Genomic DNA, 25,627 nt, shown 5'->3' on the forward strand with positions numbered 1-25,627 from the left:
CGGGATTCAGGGCGACGCGTCGGGGCCGGCGCCGAACAGGGATTCGTAGATCGCCTCGGAGAAGCCGACGACGATGCCCGACTCGTGCTCGAGCACCGGGCGCTTGATCAGCACGGGATCCTCCAGCAGCAGCTCGGCCGCACTCGCAGCGTCGGTGACCTGCGCGCGGCGCGCCGGGTCGAGCTTGCGCCAGCCGAGGCCGCGCCGGTTCAGCAGCGAGTCCCAGGGCACGCGGCCGAGCCAGGCTGCGAGCCTTTCAGGGGCGAGGCCGTCGCGGCGGAAATCGTGAAGCCGGTGCTCGACGCCGTGCGCGCGCAGCCAGGCACGTGCCTTGCGGACCTGGTCGCAGTTCTCGATACCGTAGACGACGAGTTCGGGCATCCGGCGGGCGAGGCTGTCGGGGTCAGATGTTGAGGAGGAATTCGGAGAAGGACGGGCCGTCGGCATCGACCGGCACCGCGGGACTGCGCTGGGCAGGCGAGCCGGGCGCTCCGGCGGCGGCGGGACGGCCGCGCTCCTCGCCTTCCTCGGGCTCGTTCTCGAGGATCCAGAGCAGGTTGGTCGGCGAGTCGGCGTTGGCCAGCGCGTCGGCCCGGGTGATCAGCTGTTCGCGGACCATCCTGGCGAGCTCCTGGTCGAAGGTGCGCGAGCCGACCGCCATGCTCTTCTCGATCGCCTCCTTGACCTCGGTGAGCCGGCCCTGCTCGATCAGCTCGGCCACGTGCCGGGTGTTCAGCAGGATCTCGACCACCGGGATCCGGCCGCCGGCCAGCGAGCGGACCAGCCGCTGCGAGATCACGCCCTTGAGCGTGGCGGACAGGTCGGAGAGCAGCACGCGGCGGTTCTCGGGCGTGTAGAAGCTGACGATCCGGTTCAGCGCGTGATTGGCATTGTTCGCGTGCAGCGTGGCCAGCACGAGATGACCGGACTGGGCGTAGGCGATGGCCGCCGACATCGTGGCGGTGTCGCGGATCTCGCCGATCAGGATGCAGTCGGGCGCCTGCCGCATCGCGTTCTTCAGCGCGATCTCGAGCGAGCCGGTGTCGGTGCCGATCTGCCGCTGGTTCACGATCGAGCGCTTGCTGCGGAAGGTGAACTCGATCGGGTCTTCCAGCGTGAGGATGTGCCCCGGCTTGTTCTCGTTGCGGTGCTCGAGCATCGAGGCCAGCGTGGTCGACTTGCCCGAGCCGGTCGCGCCGACCACCAGGATCAGCCCGCGCTTCTCCATGATCAGGTCGCCGAGCATGGACGGAAGCTGCAGCGTGTCGAGCGCGGGGATGTCGCTCGGGATGTAGCGGATCACGCTGGCCGGCGTGCCGCGCTGGCGAAAGACGTTGACCCGGAAGCTCCCGACCCCGCTGAGCCCGTAGCCGACGTTCAGCTCGTTGCTGGCCTCGAAGGCCTGCCACTGGCGATCGTCGACGATCTCGCGCATCAGCGAGGCGACCATCGGCGGCTCGAGGCGCTGCGCGTTGATCGGCACGGTGGCGCCGTCGATCTTCAGCTGGATCGGGGAGCCCGGCGACAGGAACAGGTCGGAAGCCTTCTTCTCGGCCATCAGCCGCAGCAGTCGCTCCATCATCGCCATCGCTCGTTCTCCCGCGTGGGGGCCGGCGTCGCCGGGCCCCGTCCGCTTCAGTCGCCGCGCAGCAGCTCGTTGATGCCGGTCTTGGCGCGCGTCTGCGCGTCGACCCGCTTCACGATGACCGCGCAATAGAGGTTCACCTTCCCGTCCGCCGAGGGCAGGGTGCCGGGCACGACGACCGAGCCGGACGGCACGCGGCCGTAGAGGATCTCGCCGGTCTCCCGGTTGTAGATCTTGGTGCTCTGGCCGATGAAGACGCCCATCGACAGCACCGAGTTCTCCTCGACGATCACGCCCTCGACCACCTCCGAGCGCGCGCCGATGAAGCAGTTGTCCTCGATGATCGTCGGGTTGGCCTGCAGCGGCTCCAGCACGCCGCCGATGCCGACGCCGCCCGACAGGTGGACGTTCTTGCCGATCTGCGCGCAGGAGCCGACCGTGGCCCAGGTGTCGACCATCGTGCCCTCGTCGACGTAAGCACCGATGTTCACGTACGAGGGCATCAGCACCACGTTCCGGGCGATGTACGACCCGCGACGGGCGACGGCCGGCGGCACGACCCGGAAACCGCCGGCCGCGAAGTCCGCGGCGCTCCAGCCGTCGAACTTGGTCGGCACCTTGTCGTAGAACTGCAGGGCGCCCGCCGGCATCGGCACGTTGTCCTCGAGGCGGAAGGAAAGAAGCACCGCCTTCTTGATCCACTGGTGGACGGTCCAGTCGCCGCCGGTCTTCTCGGCCACCCGCAGGCGGCCGGCGTTCAGCTCGGCCAGCACGTGGGCCACCGCGTCGCGGACTTCGGCCGGGGCGGCCTTCGGGGAGATCTGGGCGCGGTCTTCCCACGCCTTGTCGATGATGGTCTGGATCTGGCTCATGGCGATCGTTCGATGCGCGGCGCGGGCGCCGCCGGTCAGGAGGAAAGGAAGGTGCGGATGCGGCCCGCCGCCTCGACACAGCGGTCGAGCGGCTCGACCAGCGCGAGCCGCACGAAACCGGCCCCCGGGTTGCGGCCCTCGTGTTCGCGGGCCAGGAAGGAGCCCGGCAGGGTCAGGACATTATATTGGCGCAGCAGCTCGCGGCAGAACGCCTGGTCGTCGCCGCCCGGCACCCGGGCCCACAGGTAGAAGCCGGCCTCGGGCAGACCGGTGTCGAGCACCGACGCGACGACCGGCGTGACCGCGTCGAACTTCTCGCGATACTTCGCGCGGTTGTCGCGCACGTGGGCCTCGTCGTTCCAGGCGGCGATCGAGGCGGCCTGGAAAGTCGGGCTCATCGCGCTGCCGTGGTAGGTGCGGTAGAGCAGGAATCGCTTCAGGATCGTCGCGTCGCCGGCCACGAAGCCCGAGCGCATGCCCGGCGCGTTCGAGCGCTTGGACAGGCTGGAGAACACGACCAGCCGCGCGAAGTCGCCGCGTCCGAGCGCCTGGGCGGCCTGCAGCGCGCCGATCGGCGGGGCCGCTTCGTCGAAGTAGATCTCCGAGTAGCACTCGTCGGCCGCGATCACGAAACCGTGGCGGTCGGACAGCTCGAACACCCGGCGCCACTCGTCGAGCGACATCACCGCGCCGGTCGGGTTGCCGGGCGAGCAGACGTAGAGCAGCCGGGTGCGCGACCAGACGGCCTGCGGCACCGAGTCCCAGTCGCAGCGGAAGCCGTTCTCGGGCACCTGGTCGACGAACCAGGGCTGGGCGCCGGCCAGCAGGGCCGCGCCCTCGTAGATCTGGTAGAACGGATTCGGGCAGACGACCCAACCGCCGTCACGCGGGTCGACGACCGTCTGGGCGAAGGCGAACAGGGCCTCGCGCGAGCCGAGCACCGGCAGCACCTGGGTCTTCGGGTCGATCGAAGGCAGCCCGTATCGCCGCATCAGCCAGCCGGCGATCGCCTCGCGCAGCGCGTCGCTGCCCGCGGTCGGCGGATAGCCGGACAGGCCGTCGAGGTGGGCGGTGATCGCCTCGCGGATCACCGCCGGGGTGGGGTGCCGGGGCTCGCCGATCGACAGGTTCAGCGGGGCGTGGGCCTTCGACGGCTCGACACCGGCGAGCAGGCCGCGCAGGCGCTCGAACGGGTAGGGCTGGAGGCAATCGAGAATCGAGTTCAAGAATGCTCGCTAACTCAATGAATTGATGTTGTATTTCTTTTCAACTTAAGAAGTCACTTTAGCTTGACGGCTCTAGTCTCAGCCTCGGGTGCTGCGTTCGGACGGGAACTGCTCGAGCTCGACGCGCGGGGCGGGTTTCCAGCCGCGCTTGCGATGCTCGGCAACGACCGTCGTGAAGATGCCGCCGCGCACGTACCATTTCGCGGTCACGCGCATGAAGCGCGGCGCGGTGGCCTTCACGAAGGCGTCGAGCAGGCGGTTGGTGACGTCCTCGTGGAAGGCGCCCTGGTCGCGGAACGACCACATGTACAGCTTCAGCGCCTTCAGTTCGAGGTTGCGCTTGTCGGGGATGTAGTCGATGACGATCGTGGCGAAGTCCGGCTGGCCGGTCAGCGGGCACAGGCAGGTGAATTCGGGGATCTCGACATGGACCAGGTAGTCGCGCTGCGGCGCCGGATTCGGGAAGGTCTCGAGCTGGGTGGAGGGCTTGGAAGGCATCTGGGGCCGGGGTGCTGGCGCGCCGCTCGAAAGGCCGGGCGCGCGAAGGGCGGGTGGTATTATACGGAGCGACAGAAAGCCGCCGCGAGCGGCTTTCGCGCTTTGGATTTTCGCCCTCTGGATTTTCGCCCTCATCTGGATTTTCGTCCTTTAGTGCGACCCGGCCGGGCCGGCGCGGCGGCGCCGATCGTCCGGCGGGTCACCATCGTTCGCCGCAGGATCTCCCCGTGCGCCTGAAACAGATCAAACTCGCCGGCTTCAAGTCCTTCGTCGACCCGACCGCGTTCGACGTTCCCAGCCAGCTGGTCGGCGTCGTCGGTCCGAACGGCTGCGGCAAGTCCAACATCATGGACGCGGTCCGCTGGGTCCTCGGCGAGTCCAAGGCTTCCGAGTTGCGCGGCGAGTCGATGCAGGACGTCATCTTCAACGGTTCGTCCGAACGCAAGCCGGCGGTGCGCGCGTCGGTCGAGCTGGTCTTCGACAACTCGCTGGGCCGCATCGGCGGCAGCTGGGGCCAGTACGCCGAGATCTCGGTCAAGCGGGTGCTGAGCCGCGACGGCCAGTCCAACTACTTCATCAACAACCAGTCGGTGCGCCGCCGCGACGTGCACGACATGTTCCTGGGCACCGGCCTGGGGCCGCGCGCCTACGCGATCATCGGCCAGGGGATGATCTCGCGGATCATCGAGGCGCGCCCCGAGGAGGTCAGGGTCTTCCTCGAAGAGGCGGCCGGCGTGTCGAAGTACAAGGAGCGGCGCCGCGAGACCGCCAACCGCCTTGCCGACACCCGGGAGAACCTGACCCGCGTCGAGGACATCCTGCGCGAGCTCGACGGCCAGATCGAGCGGCTCGAGCGCCAGGCCGAGGTGGCCCGGCAGTATCGCGAGTTCGAGGCCGACCGCGACCGGCGCCAGAAGCTGCTGTGGGTGCTGCGGCGCGACGAGGCCGAGGCCGAGCGCCAGCGGCTGGCGGCCCAGGCCGCCGAGGCGCAGGCGCGGCTCGACGAGCGCGTCGCCGAGTTGCGCGCGATCGAGGCCGGCATCGAGGGGGTTCGCGAGGCGCACTACGCGGCCGGCGACGCAGTGCACGCCGCGCAGGGCGCCTTCTACGACTGCAACGCCGAGGTCAGCCGGATCGAGGCCGAGATCCGCCTGGTTTCGCAGACCCAGGGACAGCTGCGCGAGCGCCTCGACAGCGTCGAGCAACAGTCGCACCGGGCGCAGCTGCAGCAGGACCAGGCGCGCGCCGACCTGGAAACCACGCGCATGCAGCTCGATGGCGCGCGCACCCGCTCGGAGGAGCTGGCCGAGATCGTCGCCTCCGCCTCCGAGGGTTTCCCGCAGATCGAGACCCGCGTGCGCGAGGCGCGCGCCCGGGTCGACGAGGCGCGCGCGCTGGTCGGCCAGACCCGCCAGGCGATCGAGCTGTCGTCGGTGCACACGCGGCGTGCCGGCGAGGCGCTGGACACCGCGCGCCGCCGGCGCGACCGCTTGCAGGACGAGGCGGGCACGCTGCAGGACTTCGACCCGGCCGAGCTAGAGGCGGCGGTCGAGTCGCTCGCCGGGGCAGAGGAGGCCGACGCGCTCACCGCCGCGCAGCTCGCCCAGACCGAGCAGGCCTGGAACGCGCTCGACGCTCAGCGGGCGCCGGCGCGCGAGGCGCAGCGCGAGGCCGAGGCCAAGCTCGCCCGGATCGAGGCGCGGATCGCCGCGCTCCGTCAGCTGCAGGAGCGGGTCGAGAGTCAGGCGAAGGTCCAGCCCTGGCTGGCCCGCCACGGCCTCGAGGGCCTGTCGCGCCTGTGGCAGAAGCTGCGCATCGACGCCGGCTGGGAGAGCGCGATCGAATCGGTGCTGCGCGAGCGGGTCAACGCGCTCGAGGTCGGGCGGATCGAGACCGTGGCCCAGCTGGTGGCCGATGCGCCGCCGTCCAAGGTCGGCTTCTTCGCGGCCGCGCCGGGCGGCCCGGTGCCGCCGGCGGCGCCCGCCGGGCTGAGGCCGCTCGCTGCGGTCGTGCACAGCGGCGACGCCGGGGTGCAGGCGCTGCTTGCCGACTGGCTGGCCGGACACTTCGCGGCCGATTCGCTCGACGAGGCGATCGCGCGGCGCGATTCGCTGCCCGCCGGCGGCCGTTTCGTCGTGCCGGCCGGTCACGTGGTGGGGCGGCAGTCGCTCGCCCTGTACGCGGCCGATTCGGAGCAGGAGGGGATGCTCGCGCGCCGGCAGGAGCTGGAGAACCTGGTGCGCGAGCTGCGCGCCCAGCAACTGCTGGTCGACGATGCCCGCGCCCACGCCAACCGCACCGAGTCCGAGGCTTCGGCGAAGCTGGCCGCGCTGATGGCGCTGCGCGACCAGCACAACCGCCAGCTCAAGCAGCTGGCCGCCCTGCGCATGGACGTGCAGCGGCTCGAGCAGGAGCGCGACCGCGTCGCCCAGAGCCGCGAGCGGATCGAGGGCGAGCTCGAGGAGCTGGTCGCGCAGATCGACGGATTCGAGACCGAGATCGCGGCGGAGGGCGAGAACTTCGAACGCCTCGACCTGGAGCTGGCCGAGCGCCAGCAGCGCGCCGAGGACCTGCAGCGCGAGCTCGAGGACGCCGAGGCCGAGCTGGGCCGGCATCGCGAGGCGCTCCGCCAGCAGGAGCGCGACGCCCAGGAGGCGGCGTTCGCGGTGCGGGCCCTCGAGGCGTCGATCGAGCGCCTCGAGGCGCTGGTCGAGCAGGGCCAGGCGATGGCCGCGCAGGCCGCCGAGGAGCGCGAGACGCTGCTCGGCAAGCTGATGCAGATGTCGGACGACGCCGCCCAGCAGGCGCTCCAGGAGGCGCTCGAGCGCAGGGCGAATGCCGAGCAGGCGCTGGCCGAGGCGCGCCAGCGGCTCGACGACCTGACCCACTCGCTGCGCCAGCGCGACGAGCAGCGGCTGGTGGCCGAGCGCGATCAGGAGCCGCTGCGCCAGAAGGTGACCGAGCTGCAGCTCAAGGAGCAGGCGGCCCGGATGAACCAGGAGCAGTTCGCGCAGCTGCTGGCCGAGGCCGAGGTCGATGCGGCGGCCGAGCAGGCGCTGCGCGAGGGCCTGGAGCAGATGCCCAGGCCCGCCTGGCTTCAGGGCGAGGTCACCCGGCTCGCCAACGCGATCGCCGCGCTCGGCCCGGTCAACCTGGCGGCGCTCGACGAGCTCGCGCAGGCCGCCGAGCGCAAGGGCTTCCTCGACGACCAGTCGAGGGACCTCAACGAGGCGATCGCCACGCTAGAGGACGCGATCCGCCGCATCGATCGCGAGACCCGCGAGCTGCTGCAGGACACCTACGACACGGTCAACCGGCACTTCGGCATGCTGTTCCCGCAGCTGTTCGGCGGCGGCGAGGCGAAGCTGATCCTGACCGGCGACGAGATCCTCGACGCCGGCATCCAGGTGATGGCGCAGCCGCCGGGCAAGCGCAACAGCTCGATCCACCTGCTGTCGGGCGGCGAGAAGGCGCTGACCGCGATCGCGCTGGTGTTCGCGCTGTTCCAGCTGAACCCGGCCCCGTTCTGCCTGCTCGACGAGGTCGACGCGCCGCTCGACGATGCGAACACCGAGCGCTACTGCGACATGGTCCGGCGGATGTCCGACCACACGCAATTCCTCTTCATCACGCACAACAAGATCGCGATGGAACTCGCACAGCAGCTGATCGGCGTCACGATGCAGGAGCGTGGCGTCTCGCGGATCGTCGCCGTCGACCTCGAGGCGGCCCACCGGATGGCGGAGGCCGCGTGATGAGCAGCCTCGGCATCAGCATCCTGATCTTCGCAGCGGCGGCGATCCTGGCCGTCGTCGGAGTCAACCTGCTGCAGGCGCTGGGCCGCCGGCGGCGCCTGTCGGCGGCGCGCCCGAAGTCCGAGGGCGAGGCCGACACGCGCTCGCCGGGCGGGCGCCCCGAGCCCGACGCGACCGGCGCTCGCCCGGCGAGCGTGCCGGGGCGAGTGTCGAGGCGCGAGCCGCGACTCGGCGACGTCGCCGTCCCCGAGGGCGCCGACCCGGCCTTCGAGCCGGCCGGCGAGCCGGACGCGGGCGACTTCGGCGCGGCGGGCAGCCTCGAGGCCGCGGCGCCCGGCGACGACCGGCCATCGGGCCTGCCCGAGTCCGCTTCCGCAGGCGAGCGGGGGGCCGGCCATCCGGCCGCGCCGGCGGGCGGGCCGGTGCTGTCGCCGACCTGCGACTGCATCGTCGCGCTGCCGCTCGACGCGCCGGTCTCCGGCGAGCGCCTGGTCGCCGTCACCCAGGGCGTGCGCCGCGCCGGCAGCAAGCCGATCCTCGCCGACGGCGTGCCCGCCGGCGCGTTCGGCGAGGATGCGGCTGTGCCGCTCGCGGCCGGCGTCGCCTACCGGGTGCTGAGGGTCGGCGTGCTGCTCGCCAACCGCCACGGACCGCTGAACGCGATGGAGTACACCGAGTTCGTCGCCGCCGTGCAGGCGGTCGCCGACCAGCTCTCCACGCTCGCCGATACGCCCGACATGGCCGACGTGATCGCTCGCGCGCGCGACCTCGACGCGACCTGCGCGCAGCTCGACGCCCAGATCGGCCTGAACGTCGATTCGCCGGAGCCGCTCGGCCCGGCGCAGGTCGCCGCGCTGGCCGCCGAACTGGACCTCGTCGAGCGTGGCGGCCATCGCCACGCGCGGCTGGGCCCCGGCGGCGAGCTCGTCTTCACGATGTCGCTGACCGATTCGCCGCAGCGACTCGGCTTCCTGCTCGACGTGCCGCGCACCGCCGAGTCGCTCGAAGGCTGGATCGCGATGCTCGACTGCGCGCAGGCGGCGGCGTCGCGCATCTCCGGCCGGGTCGTCGACGACGCGGGCAAGGCGATCCCGCTCGATGCGCTCGACACGATCTCCCGGCAGCTCACGCAGCGCTACGCGTCGCTCGACGCGATCGGGCTGCCGGCCGGCTCGCCGCTGGCCTTGCGCGTGTTCAACTGAGCGGGCGCGCCCGCGATGCGCGAGCGAGCCGCTTTCGACGACCGGGAGCCTCTCCGTTGAGCAGCGACCTTCCGAGCGGGCACCGCACCGGGCACGGCGCCGATCCGGCCGCCCGCGCCGAAGCCCTGCGAGCGCTGATCCGGCGCTACGACCACGAGTACTACGTGCTCGACGCGCCCACGGTGCCCGATGCCGAGTACGACCGGCTGTTCGCCGAGCTGCAGGCGCTCGAGCGCGACCACCCCGGGCTCGCCGCGCCGGACTCGCCGACCGCCCGGGTCGGCGGTGCGGTCGCCGGCGGATTCGCGCCGGTCCGCCACAGCCGGCCGATGCTGTCGCTGAACAATGCCTTCGACGACGATGCGGTGCGCGGCTTCGACCGGCGGGTGCGCGAACTGCTCGCCGAGTCCGGCCTCGATCCGGCGCAACTGCGCTACAGCGCCGAGCTGAAGTACGACGGCCTCGCGGTCGGCCTGCGCTACGAGCGCGGGCGGCTGGTGCAGGCCGCGACCCGCGGCGACGGCGCGGTCGGCGAGGACGTCACCGCGAACATCCGCACGATCCGCGCGATCCCGCTGCGGCTGGAAGGGGTCGGGCCCGAGGTGCTCGAGGTGCGCGGCGAGGTGCTGATGTGGAGCGCGGATTTCGAGGCGCTCAACGCCCGCCAGCGCGAGGCCGGAGAGAAGGAGTTCGTCAACCCGCGCAACGCGGCGGCAGGCAGCCTGAGGCAGCTCGACCCGGCGGTCACCGCGCGCCGCCCGCTGCGCTTCTTCGCCTATGGCGTCGGCGAGGTCCGCGGTGCCGAAACCCCGGCCACGCACTCGGGCCTGCTCGCATGGCTCGAGTCGGCCGGCCTGCCGGTCGGGCCCGAGCGCGCGGTCGCGAACGATGCCGACGGCCTGCTCGAGTTCTTTCGCCGCATCGGCGAGCGGCGCGCCGCGCTTCCCTACCAGATCGACGGCGTGGTCTACAAGGTCGACCGCCGCGACTGGCACGAGCTGCTCGGCTACGTGGCGCGCGCGCCGCGCTTCGCGCTGGCCCACAAGTTCCCGGCCGAGGAGGCGGTCACCGAGCTGCTCGACATCGAGGTGCAGGTCGGCCGCACCGGCAAGCTGACCCCGGTCGCCCGGCTCGCGCCGGTCTTCGTGGGCGGGGTCACCGTCACCAACGCCACGCTGCACAACGAGGACGAGATCGAGCGCAAGGGGCTGATGATCGGCGACCGGGTCGTCGTGCGGCGCGCCGGCGACGTGATCCCCGAGGTCGTCCGCGCGCTGCCGCGCGAGCACGGCCACGAGGCGGCCGGGCGCTACCGCCGCTTCGGGATGCCGCACGCCTGCCCGGTGTGCGGTTCGGCCACCGAGCGAGAGGAAGGCGAGGCCGACCGGCGCTGCGTGGCGGGGCTCTACTGTCCGGCCCAGCGCCGCCAGGCGCTGCTGCACTTCGCGCAACGCCGGGCGATGGACATCGACGGGCTGGGCGAGAAGCTGGTCGGCCAGCTGGTCGACGGCGGGCTGGTCAGCACGCCGGCCGACCTGTACCGGCTCGACGCCGCCACGCTGGCGGGGCTCGAGCGGATGGGCGAGAAGTCGGCGGCCAACCTGGTCGAGGCGATCGACCGCTCGCGCAGGACCACGTTCGCGCGCTTCCTGTTCGCGCTGGGCATCCGCCACGTCGGCGAGGAGGTCGCGCGGCTGCTGGCCGACGCCTATCCGGACGTCGACGCGCTGGCCGGCGAGGACTGGGACGCGCTCGCGGCGCGCAAGGCCGCGATCCAGAAGGAGAACGCGCGGCGGCGCGCCCGCGGTGAGCCGCCCGAGCCGGTGCCGCTCGAAGGCGTGGGGCCGGAGATCGTCGACAGCGTCCGTCGCTTCTTCGCCGAGCCGCACAACCGAGAGGTCGTCGAGGCGCTGCTGGCTGCCGGCGTCGGCTGGGAGGCGCCCGGCGGCGCAGCGGGCGAGGGCGCCGCCGCGGCCGGCTCTCACGCGCTGGCCGGCAAGACCTTCGTGCTGACCGGCACGCTGCCTTCGCTGACCCGCGAGCAGGCGGCGGAGATGATCCGCCGGCACGGCGGAAGCGTGAGCGGCTCGGTGTCGAAGAAGACCGACTACGTGGTCGCCGGCGAGGCAGCCGGCAGCAAGCTCGACAAGGCAGCCAGTCTCGGCGTCGCGGTCATCGACGAGGCGGCGCTGCGCGGCATGACCGGCGAGAAGTGACCGGCGAGAGGCGAGCGCACGATATGACCGGCGCGAGGGGCTGACGGCCCCGCACGACAACGGAGAACCGAACACATGCTTGGAATCATCGGCGGCAGCGGACTCGCCCGGCTGGCCGGCCTGGGCAATCCCCGGCGCAGCATCGCCCGCACGCCCTGGGGGGATCCCTCCTGCGCGCTGACCTTCGGCGAGCTCGACGGCCGGGAGATCGTGTTCCTGGCGCGCCACGGCTACGGCCACACGATCGCGCCGCACGAAATCAACTACCGCGCGAACGTCTGGGCGCTGCGCGACGCCGGGGTGGAAGGCGTGGTGTCGGTGGCCACCGTCGGCGGCATCGGCAGCGAGTACGGGCCCGGGGCGATCGTGGTGGCCGACCAGATCGTCGACTACACGCACGGCAGGCGGGGCACCTACTTCGACGGGCCGAACCAGCCGGTCACCCACATCGACTTCACCGAGCCCTACGATCGCGCGCTGCGCGCCCGGCTGCTCGCGGCTGCCGCGCGCGCCGGCGAGACCGCGATCGACGGCGGCGTCTACGGCTGCACGCAGGGCCCCAGGCTGGAGACCGCCGCGGAGATCCGCCGTCTCGCCCGCGACGGCTGCGACCTCGTCGGCATGACCGGCATGCCCGAGGCCGCGCTGGCCCGGGAACTGGACCTGCCCTATGCCGCGCTGTGCGTCGTGGCCAACCACGCGGCCGGCACCGGCGACAGCGCCGAGCGCATCTCGCTCGAGGCGATCGCCGAAGTGCTCGACCAGGCGATGGTCCGGGTCAGGCGCATCCTGTCCGAGGTCGTGCGCGGCTGACCGGGCGGGCAGCGCGCCGGGCTCAGGCGCGCAGCGCGTCCAGCAGGTCGGTCTCGAACTGCAGCTGCTGGCGAGGGTTCAGCAAGGCCGGGCCCTCGATCAGGAACACGTCCTCGACGCGCTCGCCGAGCGTGGTGATCCGGGCGGTTTCCAGGCTGATGCCGTGCCGGCTAAGCACCTGGGCGATCGCGTAGAGCAGGCCGGTGCGGTCGTTCGCGGTGATCGACAGCAGGAAGTGGTCGCCGCGCTCGTCCGGGCGCAGGTCGACCGACGGCTCGATCGGGAAGGTGCGCGAGCGGCGCGAGCTGCGGCCGCGCACCGGCACCGGCAGCGGCGCCCGCCGTTCGAGCCGCTCGCCGAGCTCGGTCTCGACCAGCGTCAGGATGTCGCGGTACTGGCCCACCTCGCCGACCGGGTCGACGACCAGGAAGCTGTCCAGCGCCCAGCCGTCGCGCGTGGTGTGGATCTTCGCGTCGAGCACCGACAGGTTGCGGCTGTCGAAATAGCCGCACAGCCGCGCGAAGAGGTCGGGCTGGTCGCGCAGCCACACGACCACCTGGAAGCCCTCGCCGATCGGCGCGACGCGCGTGCGCACCACCGGGCGGTCTTCCGGATGGCCGGTCAGCACCCGCGCGTGCCACGCGATGTCCTGCGCGTCGTTGCGAAGGAAGTAGCCCATGCCGAGCCGCTTCCAGAAAGCCTCGTAGCGCTCCGGCGGGATCGCCCTGAGGTTCAGCAGCCGCACCGCCTCGGCGCGGCGCGCGTCGAGCCGGCGCTCGCGGGTCGGCGTCTCGCCCTCCAGCGCCCGCTTGGTCGCGCGGAACAGGTCCTCGAGCAGCTTGGCCTTCCAGGCGTTCCAGACCTTGGGGCTGGTGCCGCGGATGTCGGCTACGGTCAGCAGGTACAGCGCGGTCAGCCGCTCCTCGGTGCCGACCAGCGAGGCGAAGCGGGTGATGACCGCCGGGTCGCCGAGATCCTGCTTCTGCGCGACCGAGGACATCGTCAGGTGATGCTCGACCAGGAACTCGACCAGCTGCGAGTCGGCGCGTTCCAGTCCGTGCTGGCGGCAGAAGCGGCGGGCGTCGACGCGGCCGAGCTTCGAATGGTCGCCGCCGCGGCCCTTTGCGATGTCGTGGAAGAGCGCGGCGATCGTGAGCAGCCAGGGCTTCTCGAAGGCCGCCAGCAGCTGGCTGCAGAACGGATACTCGTGCGCGTGCTCGGCCATCGCGAAGCGGCGCAGGTTGCGCACGACCATCAGGATGTGCTGGTCGACCGTGTACACGTGAAAGAGGTCGTGCTGCATCCGGCCGACGATCCGCCGGAAGGCCGGCAGGTAGCGGCCCAGGATCGACCACTTGTTCATCCGCCGCAGCTCGTGCGTGACCCCGCGAGGCGACTTCAGCAGCTCCAGGAACAGCGCGCGGTTGGCCGGGTCGCGGCGGAAGCGCGCGTCGATCCGGCCGCGCGCGTGCCACAGCGCGCGCAGCGTTCGGGTCGCGATGCCGGTGAGCTCGGGGTGGCGCTGCATGGTCAGGAAGCAGCGCAGGATCGCCGACGGGTCGCGCTCGAAGAGCCCGGGGTCGGCCAGGTCGAGCAGGCCCTGCCGGTCGAGGAACTCCCGGTCGATCGGGCGCGCGGCCGCCGCGCCGGACGGGAACAGGGCGCCGCGCAGGTTCTGCAGCACGATCGTGTTCAGCTGGGTGACCGTCTTGGCGGCGCGGTAGTAGCGCTGCATCAGTTCTTCGGACGACTGGCGCGCCGAGCTCCGGGCCAGGCCCATCGCCTCGGCGGCCCGCGCCTGCAGGTCGAACACCAGCCGGTCCTCGCGGCGCCCGGCCAGGATGTGCAGCCAGGCGCGGATCCGGGCGATCCGTCGCTCGTTGGCGCGCAACTGGATCGCCTCGCTGGCGGTGATCAGGCCGCGCGCCTCCAGCTCGCTCCAGTTGCGGCCGAAGCCGCTCGCGCGCGCGATCCAGCGGATCACCTGCAGGTCGCGCAGCCCCCCGGGGCTTTCCTTCGTGTTCGGCTCGAGGCTGTACGGGCTGTCCACGTACTTCGCGTGGCGCTGCCGCATCTCGAGCATCTTGGCCGAGAAGAACTCGTCGGCGCGCAACGCCGCGTCGAGCTCGCGGCCCAGCGCCTCGTAGCGCAGCCGGTTTCCGGCCAGCCGCCTGCGCTCGAGCAGGCTGGTGCGCACCGTGACGTCGCCGGCCGCCTCGCGCAGGCATTCGTCGGGCGTGCGCACCGCGTGGCCGATCTCGAGCCCGAGGTCCCAGCAGGCGCCCACGAAGCGCTCGAGCCGCTCGGCGGCCGCGCCCTGCGGCCGTTCGGGCGTCAGGATCAGCAGGTCGACGTCGGAATGGGGGAACTGCTCGCCGCGGCCGTAGCCGCCCACTGCGACCAGCGAGTACTGGCGCGACGGCGACAGCATCCGCCACAGCGCCCGCAGCGCGCGATCGGTGGCGCGGCTGAGCGCCCGCTGCAGGCGGTCGGGGTTCTGCGAGTCGCGAAACCCCTGGATCGCGGCGGCGCGCTCGCGCTGCCACGCCTCGCGAAGCGGCGCGAGGTCGGGCAGGGGCGCCGCCTCGGCGGCCACCGCGCCAAGCGCGCCGGCGCCCATCGCTCAGGCCGCCGCGGTCAGCGGCTCGGGGCGCGCCGGCGCGCCGGCCGACACGGTCAGGACCTCGAAGCCGGCCTCGGTGACGAGCACCGTGTGCTCCCACTGGGCCGACAGGCTGTGGTCCTTGGTGACGATGGTCCAGCCGTCGGCCATCTCGCGGACCTCGCGCCGGCCCGCGTTGATCATGGGCTCCACGGTGAAGATCATCCCGGCCTCGAGCCGGGGGCCGGTGCCGGGCCGGCCGTAGTGCAGGATCTGCGGGTCCTCGTGGAACTTGCGCCCGATGCCGTGGCCGCAGAACTCGCGAACCACCGAGCAGCCCTGCGCCTCGGCGTGGCGCTGGATCGCGTGGCCGATGTCGCCGACCGTGGCGCCGGGCCTGACCTGCTCGATCCCCAGCCACATGCACTCCCAGGTGACCTGGCAGAGCCGGCGGGCGGCGATCGACGCGTCGCCGACGACGAACATCCGGCTGGTGTCGCCGTGGAAGCCGTCCTTGATCACGGTGACGTCGATGTTGACGATGTCGCCGTTCTTCAGCACGCGGTCGCCCGGGATGCCGTGACAGACCTGGTGGTTGACCGAGGTGCAGATCGACTTCGGGTAGGGGCGGTAGCCCGGCGGCGCGTAGTTCAGCGGGGCGGGCACGGTGCCCTGCACGCCGACCATGTACTCGTGGCACAGGCGGTCGAGCTCGCCGGTGGTCACGCCCGGCCGCACGTGCGGCGTGACGTAGTCGAGAACCTCGCTGGCCAGGCGGCCGGCGGTCCGCATCGCCTCGATCTCGGAGGCTGTCTTGATAGTGATTGCCATGCTATGATTATAGGCTTCGCTTTTGGCGCATGGGCTCATCAGGCCCTTGCCGGCAGCGGAAATCGCGCGCGCCGCACCTGAAGGGTGCCACGGCAGCGCGCCGGAGCCGGTCTCCCGACCGCACGGCGCGCGGCCGCTGGCCTTCGCGGCGCGTCAGTCACAACCCTCAGTTGGAGTCTGTCATGTCCGTCACCATGCGGCAAATGCTCGAGGCCGGCGTTCACTTCGGCCACCAGACGCGGTTCTGGAATCCCCGGATGGCCCCGTACATCTACGGCCATCGCAATCGCATCCACATCTTCAATCTCGAGAAGACCCTGGTCATGTACCAGGACTCGATGAAGTACCTGCGCCAGCTGGCCGCCAATCGCGGCACCGTGCTGTTCGTGGGCACCAAGCGCTCGGCCCGCGAGACCATCGCCGAGGAAGCGGCCCGCGCCGGCATGCCCTTCGTCGACCAGCGCTGGCTCGGCGGCATGCTGACCAACTTCAAGACGGTCAAGACGTCGATCAAGCGCCTGAAGGACATGGAAGCCACGATGGCCGAAGGCGGCCTCGAGAAGATGTCCAAGAAGGAAGGCCTGCTGTTCCAGCGCGAGATGGACAAGCTCGAGCGCAGCCTCGGCGGCATCAAGGACATGGGCGGCCTGCCCGACGCGCTGTTCGTCATCGACGTCGGCTACCACAAGATCGCGATCACCGAGGCGCAGAAGCTCGGCATCCCGGTCGTCGCGGTCGTCGACAGCAACCACTCGCCCGAGGGCATCGACCACGTGATCCCCGGCAACGACGACTCGGCCCGCGCGATCAAGCTGTACGCGCGCGGCGCCGCCGACGCGATCCTCGAGGGTCGCGCCGCCTCGCTGCAGGAGATCGTCAAGACGGCGACCGAGGGCGACGAGGAATTCGTCGAGATCGACGCCGGCGAAGACGAAGAGGCCTGACCGGAGACATCGCCGCAGCGGCCGACGGCCGATGAAGGCGGCGGCGGGCACGGCCCGCCGCACGCAAGCGCGGCGGGGCTGTCGGTGACAGCCCCTTTTTTTACCCGACACGAACACCACGAAACCGAACGGAGTCCAGCAATGGCCGAAATCACTGCAGCCATGGTCAAGGAACTGCGCGAGAAGACCGACGCGCCGATGATGGAGTGCAAGAAGGCGCTCACCGAAGCCGAAGGCGACATGGCCCGCGCCGAGGAAATCCTGCGCGTCAAGCTCGGCAACAAGGCCACCAAGGCCGCCGCGCGGGTCGCCGCCGAGGGCGTCGTCGGCATTCACGTGGCCGCCGACGGTGGCAGTGCCGCGATGGTCGAGGTCAACTGCGAAACCGACTTCGTCGCGAAGAACGACGACTTCCTGAAGCTGGCCGCCGACCTGGCCGCGCTCGTCGCCGAGCGTGCGCCGGCCGACGTCGAGGCCCTGTCGGCGCTGCCGATGGCCGGCACCACGGTCGACGAGTACCGCAAGGCGCTGATCGGTCGGATCGGCGAGAACATGAGCATCCGCCGCTTCGTGCGCTTCGACGCCAAGGGCAAGATCGCCAGCTACCTGCACGGCGGCGCCAAGATCGGCGTGCTGGTCGACCTGGTCGGCGGCGACGAGACCCTCGCCAAGGACCTCGCGATGCACATCGCGGCCAGCAAGCCCAAGGCCCTGTCGAAGGAAGGCGTGCCGGCCGAGGAAGTCGAGCGCGAGCGCTCGATCGCCGCTCAGAAGGCCGCCGAGTCGGGCAAGCCGGCCGAGATCGTCGCGAAGATGGTCGAGGGCACGGTCCAGAAGTTCCTGAAGGAGGTCACGCTGCTGGGCCAGATCTTCGTCAAGGACCCGGACGGCAAGCAGACGATCGAGCAGCTGCTCAAGGCCCGCAACGCCCAGGTCGCGTCGTTCACCCTGTACGTGGTCGGCGAGGGCATCGAGAAGAAGCAGACCGACTTCGCGGCCGAAGTCGCCGCCCAGGCGGCCGCCGCAGCCGCCCGCTGACGCCGGCGGCAGTCGACGGCGCCGGCCCGAAAATCGGGCGATAATCCCCAAGGCCGGCGTCCGATCGACGCCGGCCTGCCTTTATCGGGAGATCGACCTTGAGTTCAGTCGAAAGCCTTGCCGCCCGCGAAGAGGCGCTCGCCGAGCCGGTCCAGCACCGCCGCGTGCTGCTGAAGCTCTCCGGCGAGGCCCTGATGGGCGACGATGCCTACGGCATCAACCGGGAGACCATCGAGGCGATGGTCGGCGAGATCGCGGCGGTCGTCGACCTCGGCGTCGAGCTGGCGATCGTCATCGGCGGAGGCAACATCTTCCGCGGCATGGCCGGCGGGGCGATCGGCATGGACCGCGCCACCGCCGACTACATGGGCATGCTGGCCACGGTGATGAACTCGCTGGCGCTGCAGGACGCGCTGCGCCAGAAGGGGGTCGTGGCCCGCGTGCAGTCGGCGCTGAAGATCGAGCAGGTCGTCGAGCCCTACATCCGGCCGAAGGCGCTGCGCTACCTGGAAGAGGGCAAGGTGGTGATCTTCGCGGCCGGCACCGGCAATCCCTTCTTCACCACCGACACCGCCGCGGCGCTGCGCGGCGCCGAGATGGGCGTCGAGGTGGTGCTGAAGGCCACCAAGGTCGACGGGGTGTACACCGCCGACCCGATGAAGGACCCGGGCGCCCAGCGCTACCAGCGGATCAGCTTCGACGAGGCGATCAGCCGCAACCTGAAGGTCATGGACGCCACGGCCTTCGCGCTGTGCCGGGACCAGAAGCTGCCGATCCGCGTGTTCTCGATCTTCAAGGAAGGCGCGCTGCTGCGCGCGGTCCGCGGCGAGGACGAGGGCACGCTGGTCCACGTCTGAAATCAATCGTTCCGGAGGATTCATGAGCGTTGCCGAGGTCAGGACGGCCGCCGAGCAGAAGATGCAGAAGTCGCTCGAGGCGATGAAGTCCAGCTTCCAGAAGATCCGCACCGGCCGGGCCCACGCCGGCCTGCTCGACCACATCCAGGTCGACTACTACGGCAGCATGGTGCCGTTGTCGCAGGTCGCGAACGTCACGGTGCAGGACGCCCGCACGCTCGGCGTGCAGCCCTGGGAAAAGAAGATGGTCCAGGTCGTCGACAAGGCGATCCGCGAGTCCGACCTCGGGCTGAACCCGTCGACCAGCGGCGACCTGATCCGGGTGCCGATGCCTCCGCTGTCCGAGGAGCGCCGCCGCGAAATGACCAAGATCGCCCGCGGCGATGCCGAGCATGCCAAGGTCGCGGTGCGCAACCTGCGCCGCGACGCCAACGAGCAGCTCAAGAAGCTGGTCAAGGACAAGGCGATCTCCGAGGACGACGAGCGCCGCGCGCAGGACGACATCCAGAAGCTGACCGACCGCTTCGTCGCCGAGATCGACAAGCTGCTGGGAGTCAAGGAGCAGGAGATCATGACGGTCTGACCGTCGCCGATCCCGCGCCGCGCCCGATGCCCCGTTTTCCCAGCTCGACCCGCGAGGTCCCGGCCACCGGCCAGGTGCCGCGGCACGTCGCGATCATCATGGACGGCAACGGGCGCTGGGCCACGTCGCGGCACCTGCCCCGGGTGGCCGGCCATGCCCGCGGCGTCGACGCGGTGCGGCGCACCGTCGAGGCCTGTGCGCGCAAGGGCGTCGAGTACCTGACGCTCTTCGCGTTCAGCTCCGAGAACTGGCGGCGCCCGGCCGACGAGGTCTCGGTCCTGATGCGCCTGTTCATCACCGCGCTCGAGCGCGAGGTCGCGAAGCTCTGCGAGAACGGGATCCGGCTGCGGGTGGTCGGCGACACCAGCCGCTTCGAGCCGCGGCTGCGCGAGCTGATCGCCGAGGCCGAGGCGCGCACCGCCGGGAACGACCGGCTCGTGCTCAGCGTGGCGGCGAACTACGGCGGACGCTGGGACATCGTGCAGGCGACCCGAGCGCTGCTGGCCGCGCGCCCCGAGCTGGCCGCCGATCCCGGCGGCATCGACGAGGACGGCATCGCCGCGCACCTGGCCATGGCCTGGGCGCCCGAACCCGACCTGTTCATCCGCACCGGCGGCGAGCAGCGGATCAGCAACTTCCTGCTCTGGCAGCTGGCGTACACCGAACTCTATTTCACCGACACCTGGTGGCCCGACTTCGACGAGGCGGCGCTCGAGCGCGCCTTCGAGTCGTTCCGCGCGCGCGAGCGGCGCTTCGGCCGCACCAGCGCGCAGCTGGCCGCCAGCGAGCAGGGCTAGCGCGGCCGCGATGCTGCGACAGCGCGTCGTCACCGCCCTGGTGCTGCTGGCGGTCCTGCTGCCCACGATCTTCTGGTGGCCGGCCTGGACCTGGGCGGCGCTGACGCTGGCCTTCCTGTCGGTCGGCGCGCGCGAATGGGCGGGCCTGCTCGCGATCGTGGCGGCGCGCGCGGCCGGCAGCGAGCCCGCGGCAGGGGGGGCCGGACCGGCGCGCCGTGTCGGACGAGTCGCCTGGCCGACCGCCCTCGGCGTGCTCGCGATCGGCGTCGTCCTGCTCGCCTGGCGCTGGCTGGCCGGCTGGCCGGCATGGCTGGCGCTGTCGGTTTCGGCCGCCGCCGCTGCCTGGTGGTGCCTGGCCGGCCCGGCCCGGCTGCGCGCCCATCGCGCCGAAGGCGGCGGCGCGGCGCTGGCTGCGGGGCTGCTGCTCGCCTGCTGGATCGCGCTGATCGAGCTCCACGCGATGGGCCCCGCGGTCCTGCTGGTGGCGATGGCGATCGTCTGGATCGCCGACATCGCCGCGTATTTCGTCGGGCGGGCGATCGGCCGGCGCAAGCTGGCGCCGCGCATCAGCCCCGGCAAGAGCTGGGAGGGTGCGGCCGGTGGCGCGCTGGCGGTCGTGGCCGCCGCCTGGGCGGTTTCGGCGCTTGCCGACGGCGGCCCGCTCGCGGCAAGCCTGCCCGCCAGGCTGTTCGACACGCTCGGCCCGGCGCTCGCGGTGCCGCTGTTCGTCGGGCTGGCGGCGCTGTCGGTCGTCGGCGATCTTCACGAGTCGCTGCTCAAGCGCGAAGCTGGCGTCAAGGACAGCGGTACCCTGTTGCCAGGCCACGGCGGCGTGCTCGACCGGATCGACGCGCTGATCCCGGTCATGCCCGCGGCGCTGCTGCTGCACCGCCTGGCCGGCTGATCCCGGCCCGGAACCTCGAGATGATGAACCTCACGATCCTAGGCGCGACCGGCTCGATCGGGCAGAGCACCCTCGACGTGGTCGGACGCCACCCCGACCGCTACCGCGTGTTCGCGCTGGGCGCGCTGCGCCAGCACGAGCGGCTGGCCGAGCAGTGCCTGCGCTTCGCCCCGCGTTACGCGGTGCTGGCCGACGAAGACGCGGCGCGCGTCCTGCGCGAGCGGCTCGCCACGGCGGGTTGCGGCACCGAGGTGCTGACCGGTCCGCGCGCCCTGGTCGAGGTGGCCGCGGCCGCCGAGGTCGACGCGGTGATGGCGGCGATCGTCGGCGCGGCCGGGCTCGAGGCGGCGATCGCGGCCGGCCGGGCCGGCAAGCGGATCCTGCTGGCCAACAAGGAGTCGCTGGTGATGGCCGGCGAGGTGTTCCTGTCGGCCTGCGCGTCGGGCGGCGCCGCGGTGCTGCCGATCGACAGCGAGCACAACGCGGTCTTCCAGTGCCTGCCGGGCGGTCGCGCCGACGGGCCCGGCATCCGCCGCATCCTGCTGACCGCCTCGGGCGGCCCGTTCCGGCGGGCGAGCCTCGCGGAGATGGCGAAGGCCACGCCGGAGCAGGCCTGCGCCCACCCGAACTGGTCGATGGGCCGAAAGATCTCGGTCGATTCGGCGACGATGATGAACAAGGGCCTGGAGCTGATCGAGGCCCATTACCTGTTCGGCCTGCCGGGCTCCCGGCTCGAGGTCGTCGTGCACCCGCAGAGCATCGTGCACTCGCTGGTCGAGTACGCCGACGGCTCGATGCTCGCGCAGCTCGGCAACCCGGACATGCGCACGCCGATCGCGCACGCGCTGGCGCATCCGGAGCGGATCGACAGCGGCGTGGCCCCGCTCGAGCTGGCGCGCATCGGCAGGCTGGATTTCGAGGAACCCGACATGGAACGCTTCCCCTGCCTGGGGCTCGCCCACCAGGCGCTGGACGCCGGCGGCGGCGCGCCCTGCGTGCTGAACGCCGCCAACGAGGTCGCGGTCGAGGCCTTCCTGGCCCGCCGGATCGCCTTCACCGGCATCGCCGAGCTCAACGCCCGGGTCCTCGACGCCCTCGGGGCACGGCCGGCCGGCGCCGACGTCGACTCGGTGCTCGCGCTCGACCGCGACAGCCGTCGCGCCGCCGCCGCGCTGCTCGAGGAGGTCGCCGCATGACGGGCCTGCAGACGCTGATCGCCTTCCTGGCCGCGCTCACGCTGCTGATCTTCGTCCACGAGCTCGGCCACTACCTGGTCGCGCGCTGGTGCGGGGTCAAGGTGCTGCGCTTCTCGATCGGCTTCGGCAAGCCGCTGCTGCGCTGGCACGTCGGGAAGGACCGCACCGAGTGGACGCTGGCCGCGATCCCGCTCGGCGGCTACGTGCGAATGCTCGACGAGCGCGAGTCCGACGCGCCGATCGAGCCGGCCGAGCTGTCGCGGGCCTTCAGCCGCAAGTCGCTGCCCCAGCGCTCGGCGATCGTCGCCGCCGGCCCGCTGGCCAATTTCCTGCTGGCGATCCTTCTCTACGCGATCCTCGGCTGGGTCGGCGTCGACGAACCCGCGCCGATCGTCGATCGCCCGGCCGCCGAGACGCCGGCGGCCCGCGCCGGGCTCGAGCGCGGCGACCGGATCCTGTCCGTCGACGGCGGCGAGGTCCGCTCGTGGAACGAACTGCGGCTGGCGCTGCTCGAGCCGGTCATCGAGCGGCGCGTCACGCAACTGGCGGTCCGTCCCGAGGCGGGCGGCTCGCCCGGCGCGGTCGCTCTCGATCTCTCCGGGCTTTCGGAGCGCGACGCCGAGCGCGACTTCCTCGGCCTGGCCGGCCTTCGGCTCGCCTCGGGCAAGGTGGTCGTGGGCTCGCTCGTCGAAGGCGGCGCCGCGCTGCGCGGCGGTCTGGCCACCGGCGACGAGCTGGTGTCGGTCGACGGCGCGCCGATCGGCCGGGCAACCGACCTGATCGACGCGGTCAAGGCGAACCCCGGGCGCGAGATCCGCGTCGTGGTGCGGCGCGGCGCCGACGAGATCACGCTGCCGATCGTGCCGCAGCCGGTGGCCGGCGAGGGCGCCGACGAAGGCCGCACGATCGGCCGGATCGGTGCCGCGCTGCAGGACCGGGTCCGGATGGAGACGCTGCGCTACGGCCCGCTCGAGTCGCTGTGGCGGGGGGCCGTGCAGACCTGGGACATGTCGGTGTTCACGCTGCGCATGCTCGGCAAGATGCTGACCGGCGAGCTGTCGATCCGCAACCTGAGCGGTCCGGTCACGATCGCCGACCTGGCGGGCCAGTCGGCGCGGGTCGGCTGGTTCGCCTACCTGAGCTTCCTGGCGCTGATCAGCATCAGCCTGGGCGTGCTGAACCTGCTGCCTGTGCCGGTGCTCGACGGGGGGCATTTGGTATATTACGGACTCGAGGCGGTGAAGGGTCGTCCGCTGTCCGAACGCTTCATCGTCGTCACGCAGAAAGCCGGCCTGGCAGTCATCATGCTGATGATGGTCGTGGCCCTCTTCAACGACATCAGTCGCCTGATCGGTTCCTGATCCATGCTCTTGCAACGTCGCCGCCCGCGGCGCGGCCGCAGCGCGGTGCGTCTGGCGATCGCGTCGGCCGTCGCGCTCGTCCTCGCACGCGCGGCCTTCGCCTTCGATCCCTTCGTCGTCCGTGACATCCGCATCGAGGGCGTGCAGCGCACCGAGCCGGGCACGGTCTTCAGCTACCTGCCGGTCAAGGTTGGCGACCGGCTGACCGAGGACGGCGCGTCCGAGGCGGTGCGGGCGCTGTTCGCCACCGGCTTCTTCCGCGACGTCCGCCTCGAGGTCGAGGGCGACGTCCTGGTCGTCTACGTCGAGGAGCGTCCGGCGATCGCCTCGGTCTCGATCGTCGGCGCCAAGGAGTTCGACGAGGAGACCCTCAAGCGCGTGCTGCGCGACCAGGGGCTCGGCGAGTCGCGGATCTTCGATCGCAGCGTGCTCGAGCGCGCCGAGCAGGAGCTCAAGCGCCAGTACCTCGCGCGCGGCCGCTACGCGGCGAGCGTCACGTCCACGATCACGCCGCTGGAGCGCAACCGGGTCGGGATCGTCCTGACCATCGACGAGGGCGAGGTGGCCCGGATCGGGGCGATCCGCTTCGTCGGCAACAAGGCCTTCACCGAGAAGCAGCTTCTCGAGGAGATGAGGCTCACCACGCCGAACTGGTTCACCTGGTACTCGAAGGCCGACCAGTATTCGCGCGAGAAGTTCGCCGGCGACCTGGAAGCGCTGCGCTCCTTCTATCTCGATCGCGGGTACCTCGAGTTCGAGGTGCAGTCCACGCAGGTGTCGATCACGCCCGATCGCGAGCGGGTCGAGCTGACGATCTCGGTGCGCGAGGGCGAGCAGTTCCGGGTCTCGGGCGTGAGCTTCGGCGGCACGCTGCTGGGGCGCGAGGCCGAGTTCGCCGAGCTGGTCGCGCTGAAGCCCGGCGACGTCTTCTCGGGCGCCAGGCTGACCGAGTCCACCCGGCGGATCTCGGACCGCCTCGGCCAGCTCGGCTACGCCTTCGCGAACGTCAACGCGGTCCCGAGCGTCGACCGCGAGAAGCGCGAGGTCTCGTTCGAGATCCTCGTCGACCCGGCCCGCCGGGCCTACGTGCGCCGCATCAACATCACGGGCAACTCCCGCACGCGCGACGAGGTGATCCGGCGCGAGCTGCGCCAGTACGAGGACGCCTGGTACGACGCGAACAAGATCCGCCTGTCGCGCGAGCGGGTCAGCCGGCTCGGCTACTTCACCGACGTGCGGATCGACACGCAGCCGGTGCCCGACGCGCCCGACCAGGTCGACCTGAACGTGGTGGTCACCGAGCAGCCGACCGGCAACGTGACCTTCGGCGTCGGTTTCTCGAGCACTGAGAAGGTGATCCTCTCGGCTTCGCTGAACCAGCAGAACTTCATGGGCACGGGCAAGTCGCTCGGGCTGAACATCAACACCAGCAAGCTGTTCCGGACCGTCGCGGTCTCGTATTCCGATCCCTACTTCACGCCCGACGGCGTGAGCCGCTCCTTCGACCTGTACACGCGCACCTACAACGCCAGCGAGCTCGACCTCGGCGACTACCGGATCCGCTCCAGCGGGATCGGCCTGCGGTTCGGCGTCCCCTACACCGAGCACGACCGGATCTCCTTCGGCATGGTCGCCGAGCGCAACGAGGTCAAGCTCGGCGCGCTGGCACCGGACCGCTACATCCAGCAGGTCGCCGATTTCGGCGAGTCGGCCAACGCGCTGCTGGCGGTCGCCGGCTGGAGCCGCGACACCCGCGACAGCGCGCTGATCCCGACTCGCGGCCGCCTGCAGTCGGCGTCGGTCGACGTCACGCTGCCTGTCGGCGACCTTCGCTACTGGCGCGCGATCTACAAGCAGGAGTGGTACTACCCGCTCAGCCGCGACTACACGATCGCGCTGTACGGCGACATCGGCGTCGGCGACTCCTTCGGCGGCGTGCCCTACCCGCTGTTCAAGAACTTCTACGCGGGCGGCATCGGCTCGGTGCGCGGCTACTATCCGTCGTCCCTCGGCCCGAAGGACACCGAGCAGCTGCTCAGCGGCGGCACCCGGCTGGTGCCGCTGGGCGGGCAGTCCCGGCTCGTGGGCAGCGCGGAGTTCATCTTCCCCTTGCCCGGCACCGGCAGCGACCGCTCGATCCGTTCCTTCGTGTTCCTCGACGCGGGCAACGTCTTCAGCGACACCTCGATCGACCTGGGCGAGCTTCGCTACTCCACCGGCGTGGGCCTGAACTGGTTGTCGCCGATCGGTCCGCTGAAGCTCAGCATCGCCTATCCGCTGAACAAGGAAACCGGCGACCGCACCCAGCGCCTGCAGTTCCAGATCGGGACCGGTTTCTGACCGAGCC

At 71.4% G+C, this 25,627-nt stretch carries 20 protein-coding genes; 13 read left to right on the forward strand and 7 right to left on the reverse strand.

Annotation, left to right across the window (positions count from 1 at the left end; translation table 11 throughout):
• Nucleotides 1-6 precede the first annotated feature (6 nt).
• From M6I34_RS01490 to queF, 5 genes are all read right to left on the reverse strand, one after another.
• Nucleotides 7-381, reverse strand: coding sequence for an ArsC family reductase (locus M6I34_RS01490; RefSeq protein WP_272483949.1), 375 nt, complete (start codon nucleotides 379-381; stop codon nucleotides 7-9).
• A 22-nt stretch (nucleotides 382-403) separates the two neighbouring features.
• The gene (locus M6I34_RS01495; protein WP_272483950.1) at nucleotides 404-1,582 is read right to left on the reverse strand and encodes a PilT/PilU family type 4a pilus ATPase; all 1,179 of its coding nucleotides are present in this window, start codon (nucleotides 1,580-1,582) and stop codon (nucleotides 404-406) included.
• 53 nt (nucleotides 1,583-1,635) lie between these two features.
• Nucleotides 1,636-2,457: a 2,3,4,5-tetrahydropyridine-2,6-dicarboxylate N-succinyltransferase gene (dapD, locus tag M6I34_RS01500; RefSeq protein WP_272483951.1), complete on the reverse strand. Its 822-nt coding sequence runs from the start codon at nucleotides 2,455-2,457 to the stop codon at nucleotides 1,636-1,638.
• Between the two features lie 35 nt (nucleotides 2,458-2,492).
• Nucleotides 2,493-3,683: a succinyldiaminopimelate transaminase gene (gene dapC, locus M6I34_RS01505; RefSeq protein ID WP_272483952.1), complete on the reverse strand. Its 1,191-nt coding sequence runs from the start codon at nucleotides 3,681-3,683 to the stop codon at nucleotides 2,493-2,495.
• A 78-nt stretch (nucleotides 3,684-3,761) separates the two neighbouring features.
• Nucleotides 3,762-4,181, reverse strand: coding sequence for a preQ(1) synthase (gene queF, locus M6I34_RS01510; RefSeq protein WP_272483953.1), 420 nt, complete (start codon nucleotides 4,179-4,181; stop codon nucleotides 3,762-3,764).
• 227 nt (nucleotides 4,182-4,408) lie between these two features.
• On the opposite strand from queF, the gene smc reads away from it, so the two are divergent.
• The 4 genes from smc to M6I34_RS01530 all read left to right on the forward strand — a co-directional run bounded on the left by smc (nucleotide 4,409) and on the right by M6I34_RS01530 (nucleotide 12,167).
• The gene (gene smc, locus M6I34_RS01515; protein WP_272483954.1) at nucleotides 4,409-7,936 is read left to right on the forward strand and encodes a chromosome segregation protein SMC; all 3,528 of its coding nucleotides are present in this window, start codon (nucleotides 4,409-4,411) and stop codon (nucleotides 7,934-7,936) included.
• A complete protein-coding gene (locus M6I34_RS01520; RefSeq protein WP_272483955.1) occupies nucleotides 7,936-9,138 on the forward strand; it encodes a hypothetical protein in 1,203 nt (400 codons plus the stop codon). The genes smc and M6I34_RS01520 overlap by 1 nt, the downstream gene beginning before the upstream one ends.
• A complete protein-coding gene (ligA, locus tag M6I34_RS01525; RefSeq protein ID WP_418953527.1) occupies nucleotides 9,135-11,354 on the forward strand; it encodes an NAD-dependent DNA ligase LigA in 2,220 nt (739 codons plus the stop codon). The genes M6I34_RS01520 and ligA overlap by 4 nt, the downstream gene beginning before the upstream one ends.
• Before the next feature lie 75 nt (nucleotides 11,355-11,429).
• Nucleotides 11,430-12,167, forward strand: a complete 738-nt coding sequence (locus M6I34_RS01530) for an S-methyl-5'-thioinosine phosphorylase (protein ID WP_272483957.1) — start codon at nucleotides 11,430-11,432, stop codon at nucleotides 12,165-12,167.
• A gap of 22 nt (nucleotides 12,168-12,189) precedes the next feature.
• On the opposite strand, the gene M6I34_RS01535 is transcribed toward M6I34_RS01530, so the two are convergent.
• Together M6I34_RS01535 and map are read right to left on the reverse strand one after the other, a co-directional pair.
• Nucleotides 12,190-14,787, reverse strand: coding sequence for a [protein-PII] uridylyltransferase (locus tag M6I34_RS01535; RefSeq protein WP_272483958.1), 2,598 nt, complete (start codon nucleotides 14,785-14,787; stop codon nucleotides 12,190-12,192).
• A gap of 3 nt (nucleotides 14,788-14,790) precedes the next feature.
• A complete protein-coding gene (map, locus tag M6I34_RS01540; protein WP_272483959.1) occupies nucleotides 14,791-15,639 on the reverse strand; it encodes a type I methionyl aminopeptidase in 849 nt (282 codons plus the stop codon).
• A gap of 143 nt (nucleotides 15,640-15,782) precedes the next feature.
• Here map and rpsB point away from each other — a divergent pair, with 143 nt between their 5' ends.
• The 9 genes from rpsB (at nucleotide 15,783) to bamA (ending at nucleotide 25,620) form a co-directional block, all read left to right on the forward strand.
• Nucleotides 15,783-16,544, forward strand: coding sequence for a 30S ribosomal protein S2 (gene rpsB / locus M6I34_RS01545; protein ID WP_272483960.1), 762 nt, complete (start codon nucleotides 15,783-15,785; stop codon nucleotides 16,542-16,544).
• A 141-nt stretch (nucleotides 16,545-16,685) separates the two neighbouring features.
• On the forward strand, nucleotides 16,686-17,582 hold the full coding sequence (gene tsf, locus M6I34_RS01550; RefSeq protein ID WP_272483961.1) for a translation elongation factor Ts: 897 nt from the start codon (nucleotides 16,686-16,688) through the stop codon (nucleotides 17,580-17,582).
• A gap of 98 nt (nucleotides 17,583-17,680) precedes the next feature.
• Nucleotides 17,681-18,439, forward strand: coding sequence for a UMP kinase (gene pyrH / locus M6I34_RS01555; RefSeq protein WP_272483962.1), 759 nt, complete (start codon nucleotides 17,681-17,683; stop codon nucleotides 18,437-18,439).
• 22 nt (nucleotides 18,440-18,461) lie between these two features.
• Nucleotides 18,462-19,022, forward strand: a complete 561-nt coding sequence (frr, locus tag M6I34_RS01560; RefSeq protein WP_272483963.1) for a ribosome recycling factor — start codon at nucleotides 18,462-18,464, stop codon at nucleotides 19,020-19,022.
• A 26-nt stretch (nucleotides 19,023-19,048) separates the two neighbouring features.
• Nucleotides 19,049-19,819 (forward strand): polyprenyl diphosphate synthase, encoded by a 771-nt coding sequence (gene uppS / locus M6I34_RS01565; protein ID WP_272483964.1) that lies wholly within the window; start codon nucleotides 19,049-19,051, stop codon nucleotides 19,817-19,819.
• Between the two features lie 10 nt (nucleotides 19,820-19,829).
• Nucleotides 19,830-20,723: a phosphatidate cytidylyltransferase gene (locus M6I34_RS01570; protein WP_272483965.1), complete on the forward strand. Its 894-nt coding sequence runs from the start codon at nucleotides 19,830-19,832 to the stop codon at nucleotides 20,721-20,723.
• A gap of 23 nt (nucleotides 20,724-20,746) precedes the next feature.
• Nucleotides 20,747-21,919: a 1-deoxy-D-xylulose-5-phosphate reductoisomerase gene (gene ispC, locus M6I34_RS01575; RefSeq protein ID WP_272483966.1), complete on the forward strand. Its 1,173-nt coding sequence runs from the start codon at nucleotides 20,747-20,749 to the stop codon at nucleotides 21,917-21,919.
• Nucleotides 21,916-23,280 carry an RIP metalloprotease RseP gene (gene rseP / locus M6I34_RS01580; RefSeq protein ID WP_272483967.1) on the forward strand — a complete coding sequence of 455 codons (1,365 nt, stop codon included), beginning with the start codon at nucleotides 21,916-21,918 and terminating at the stop codon, nucleotides 23,278-23,280. Before ispC ends, rseP begins: the two co-directional genes overlap by 4 nt.
• Before the next feature lie 3 nt (nucleotides 23,281-23,283).
• Nucleotides 23,284-25,620 carry an outer membrane protein assembly factor BamA gene (bamA, locus tag M6I34_RS01585; RefSeq protein WP_272483968.1) on the forward strand — a complete coding sequence of 779 codons (2,337 nt, stop codon included), beginning with the start codon at nucleotides 23,284-23,286 and terminating at the stop codon, nucleotides 25,618-25,620.
• Nucleotides 25,621-25,627 lie beyond the last annotated feature (7 nt).

Origin of the sequence: Zeimonas sediminis (assembly GCF_023721795.1) — a bacterium.
Lineage (GTDB): Bacteria > Pseudomonadota > Gammaproteobacteria > Burkholderiales > Burkholderiaceae_E > Zeimonas > Zeimonas sediminis.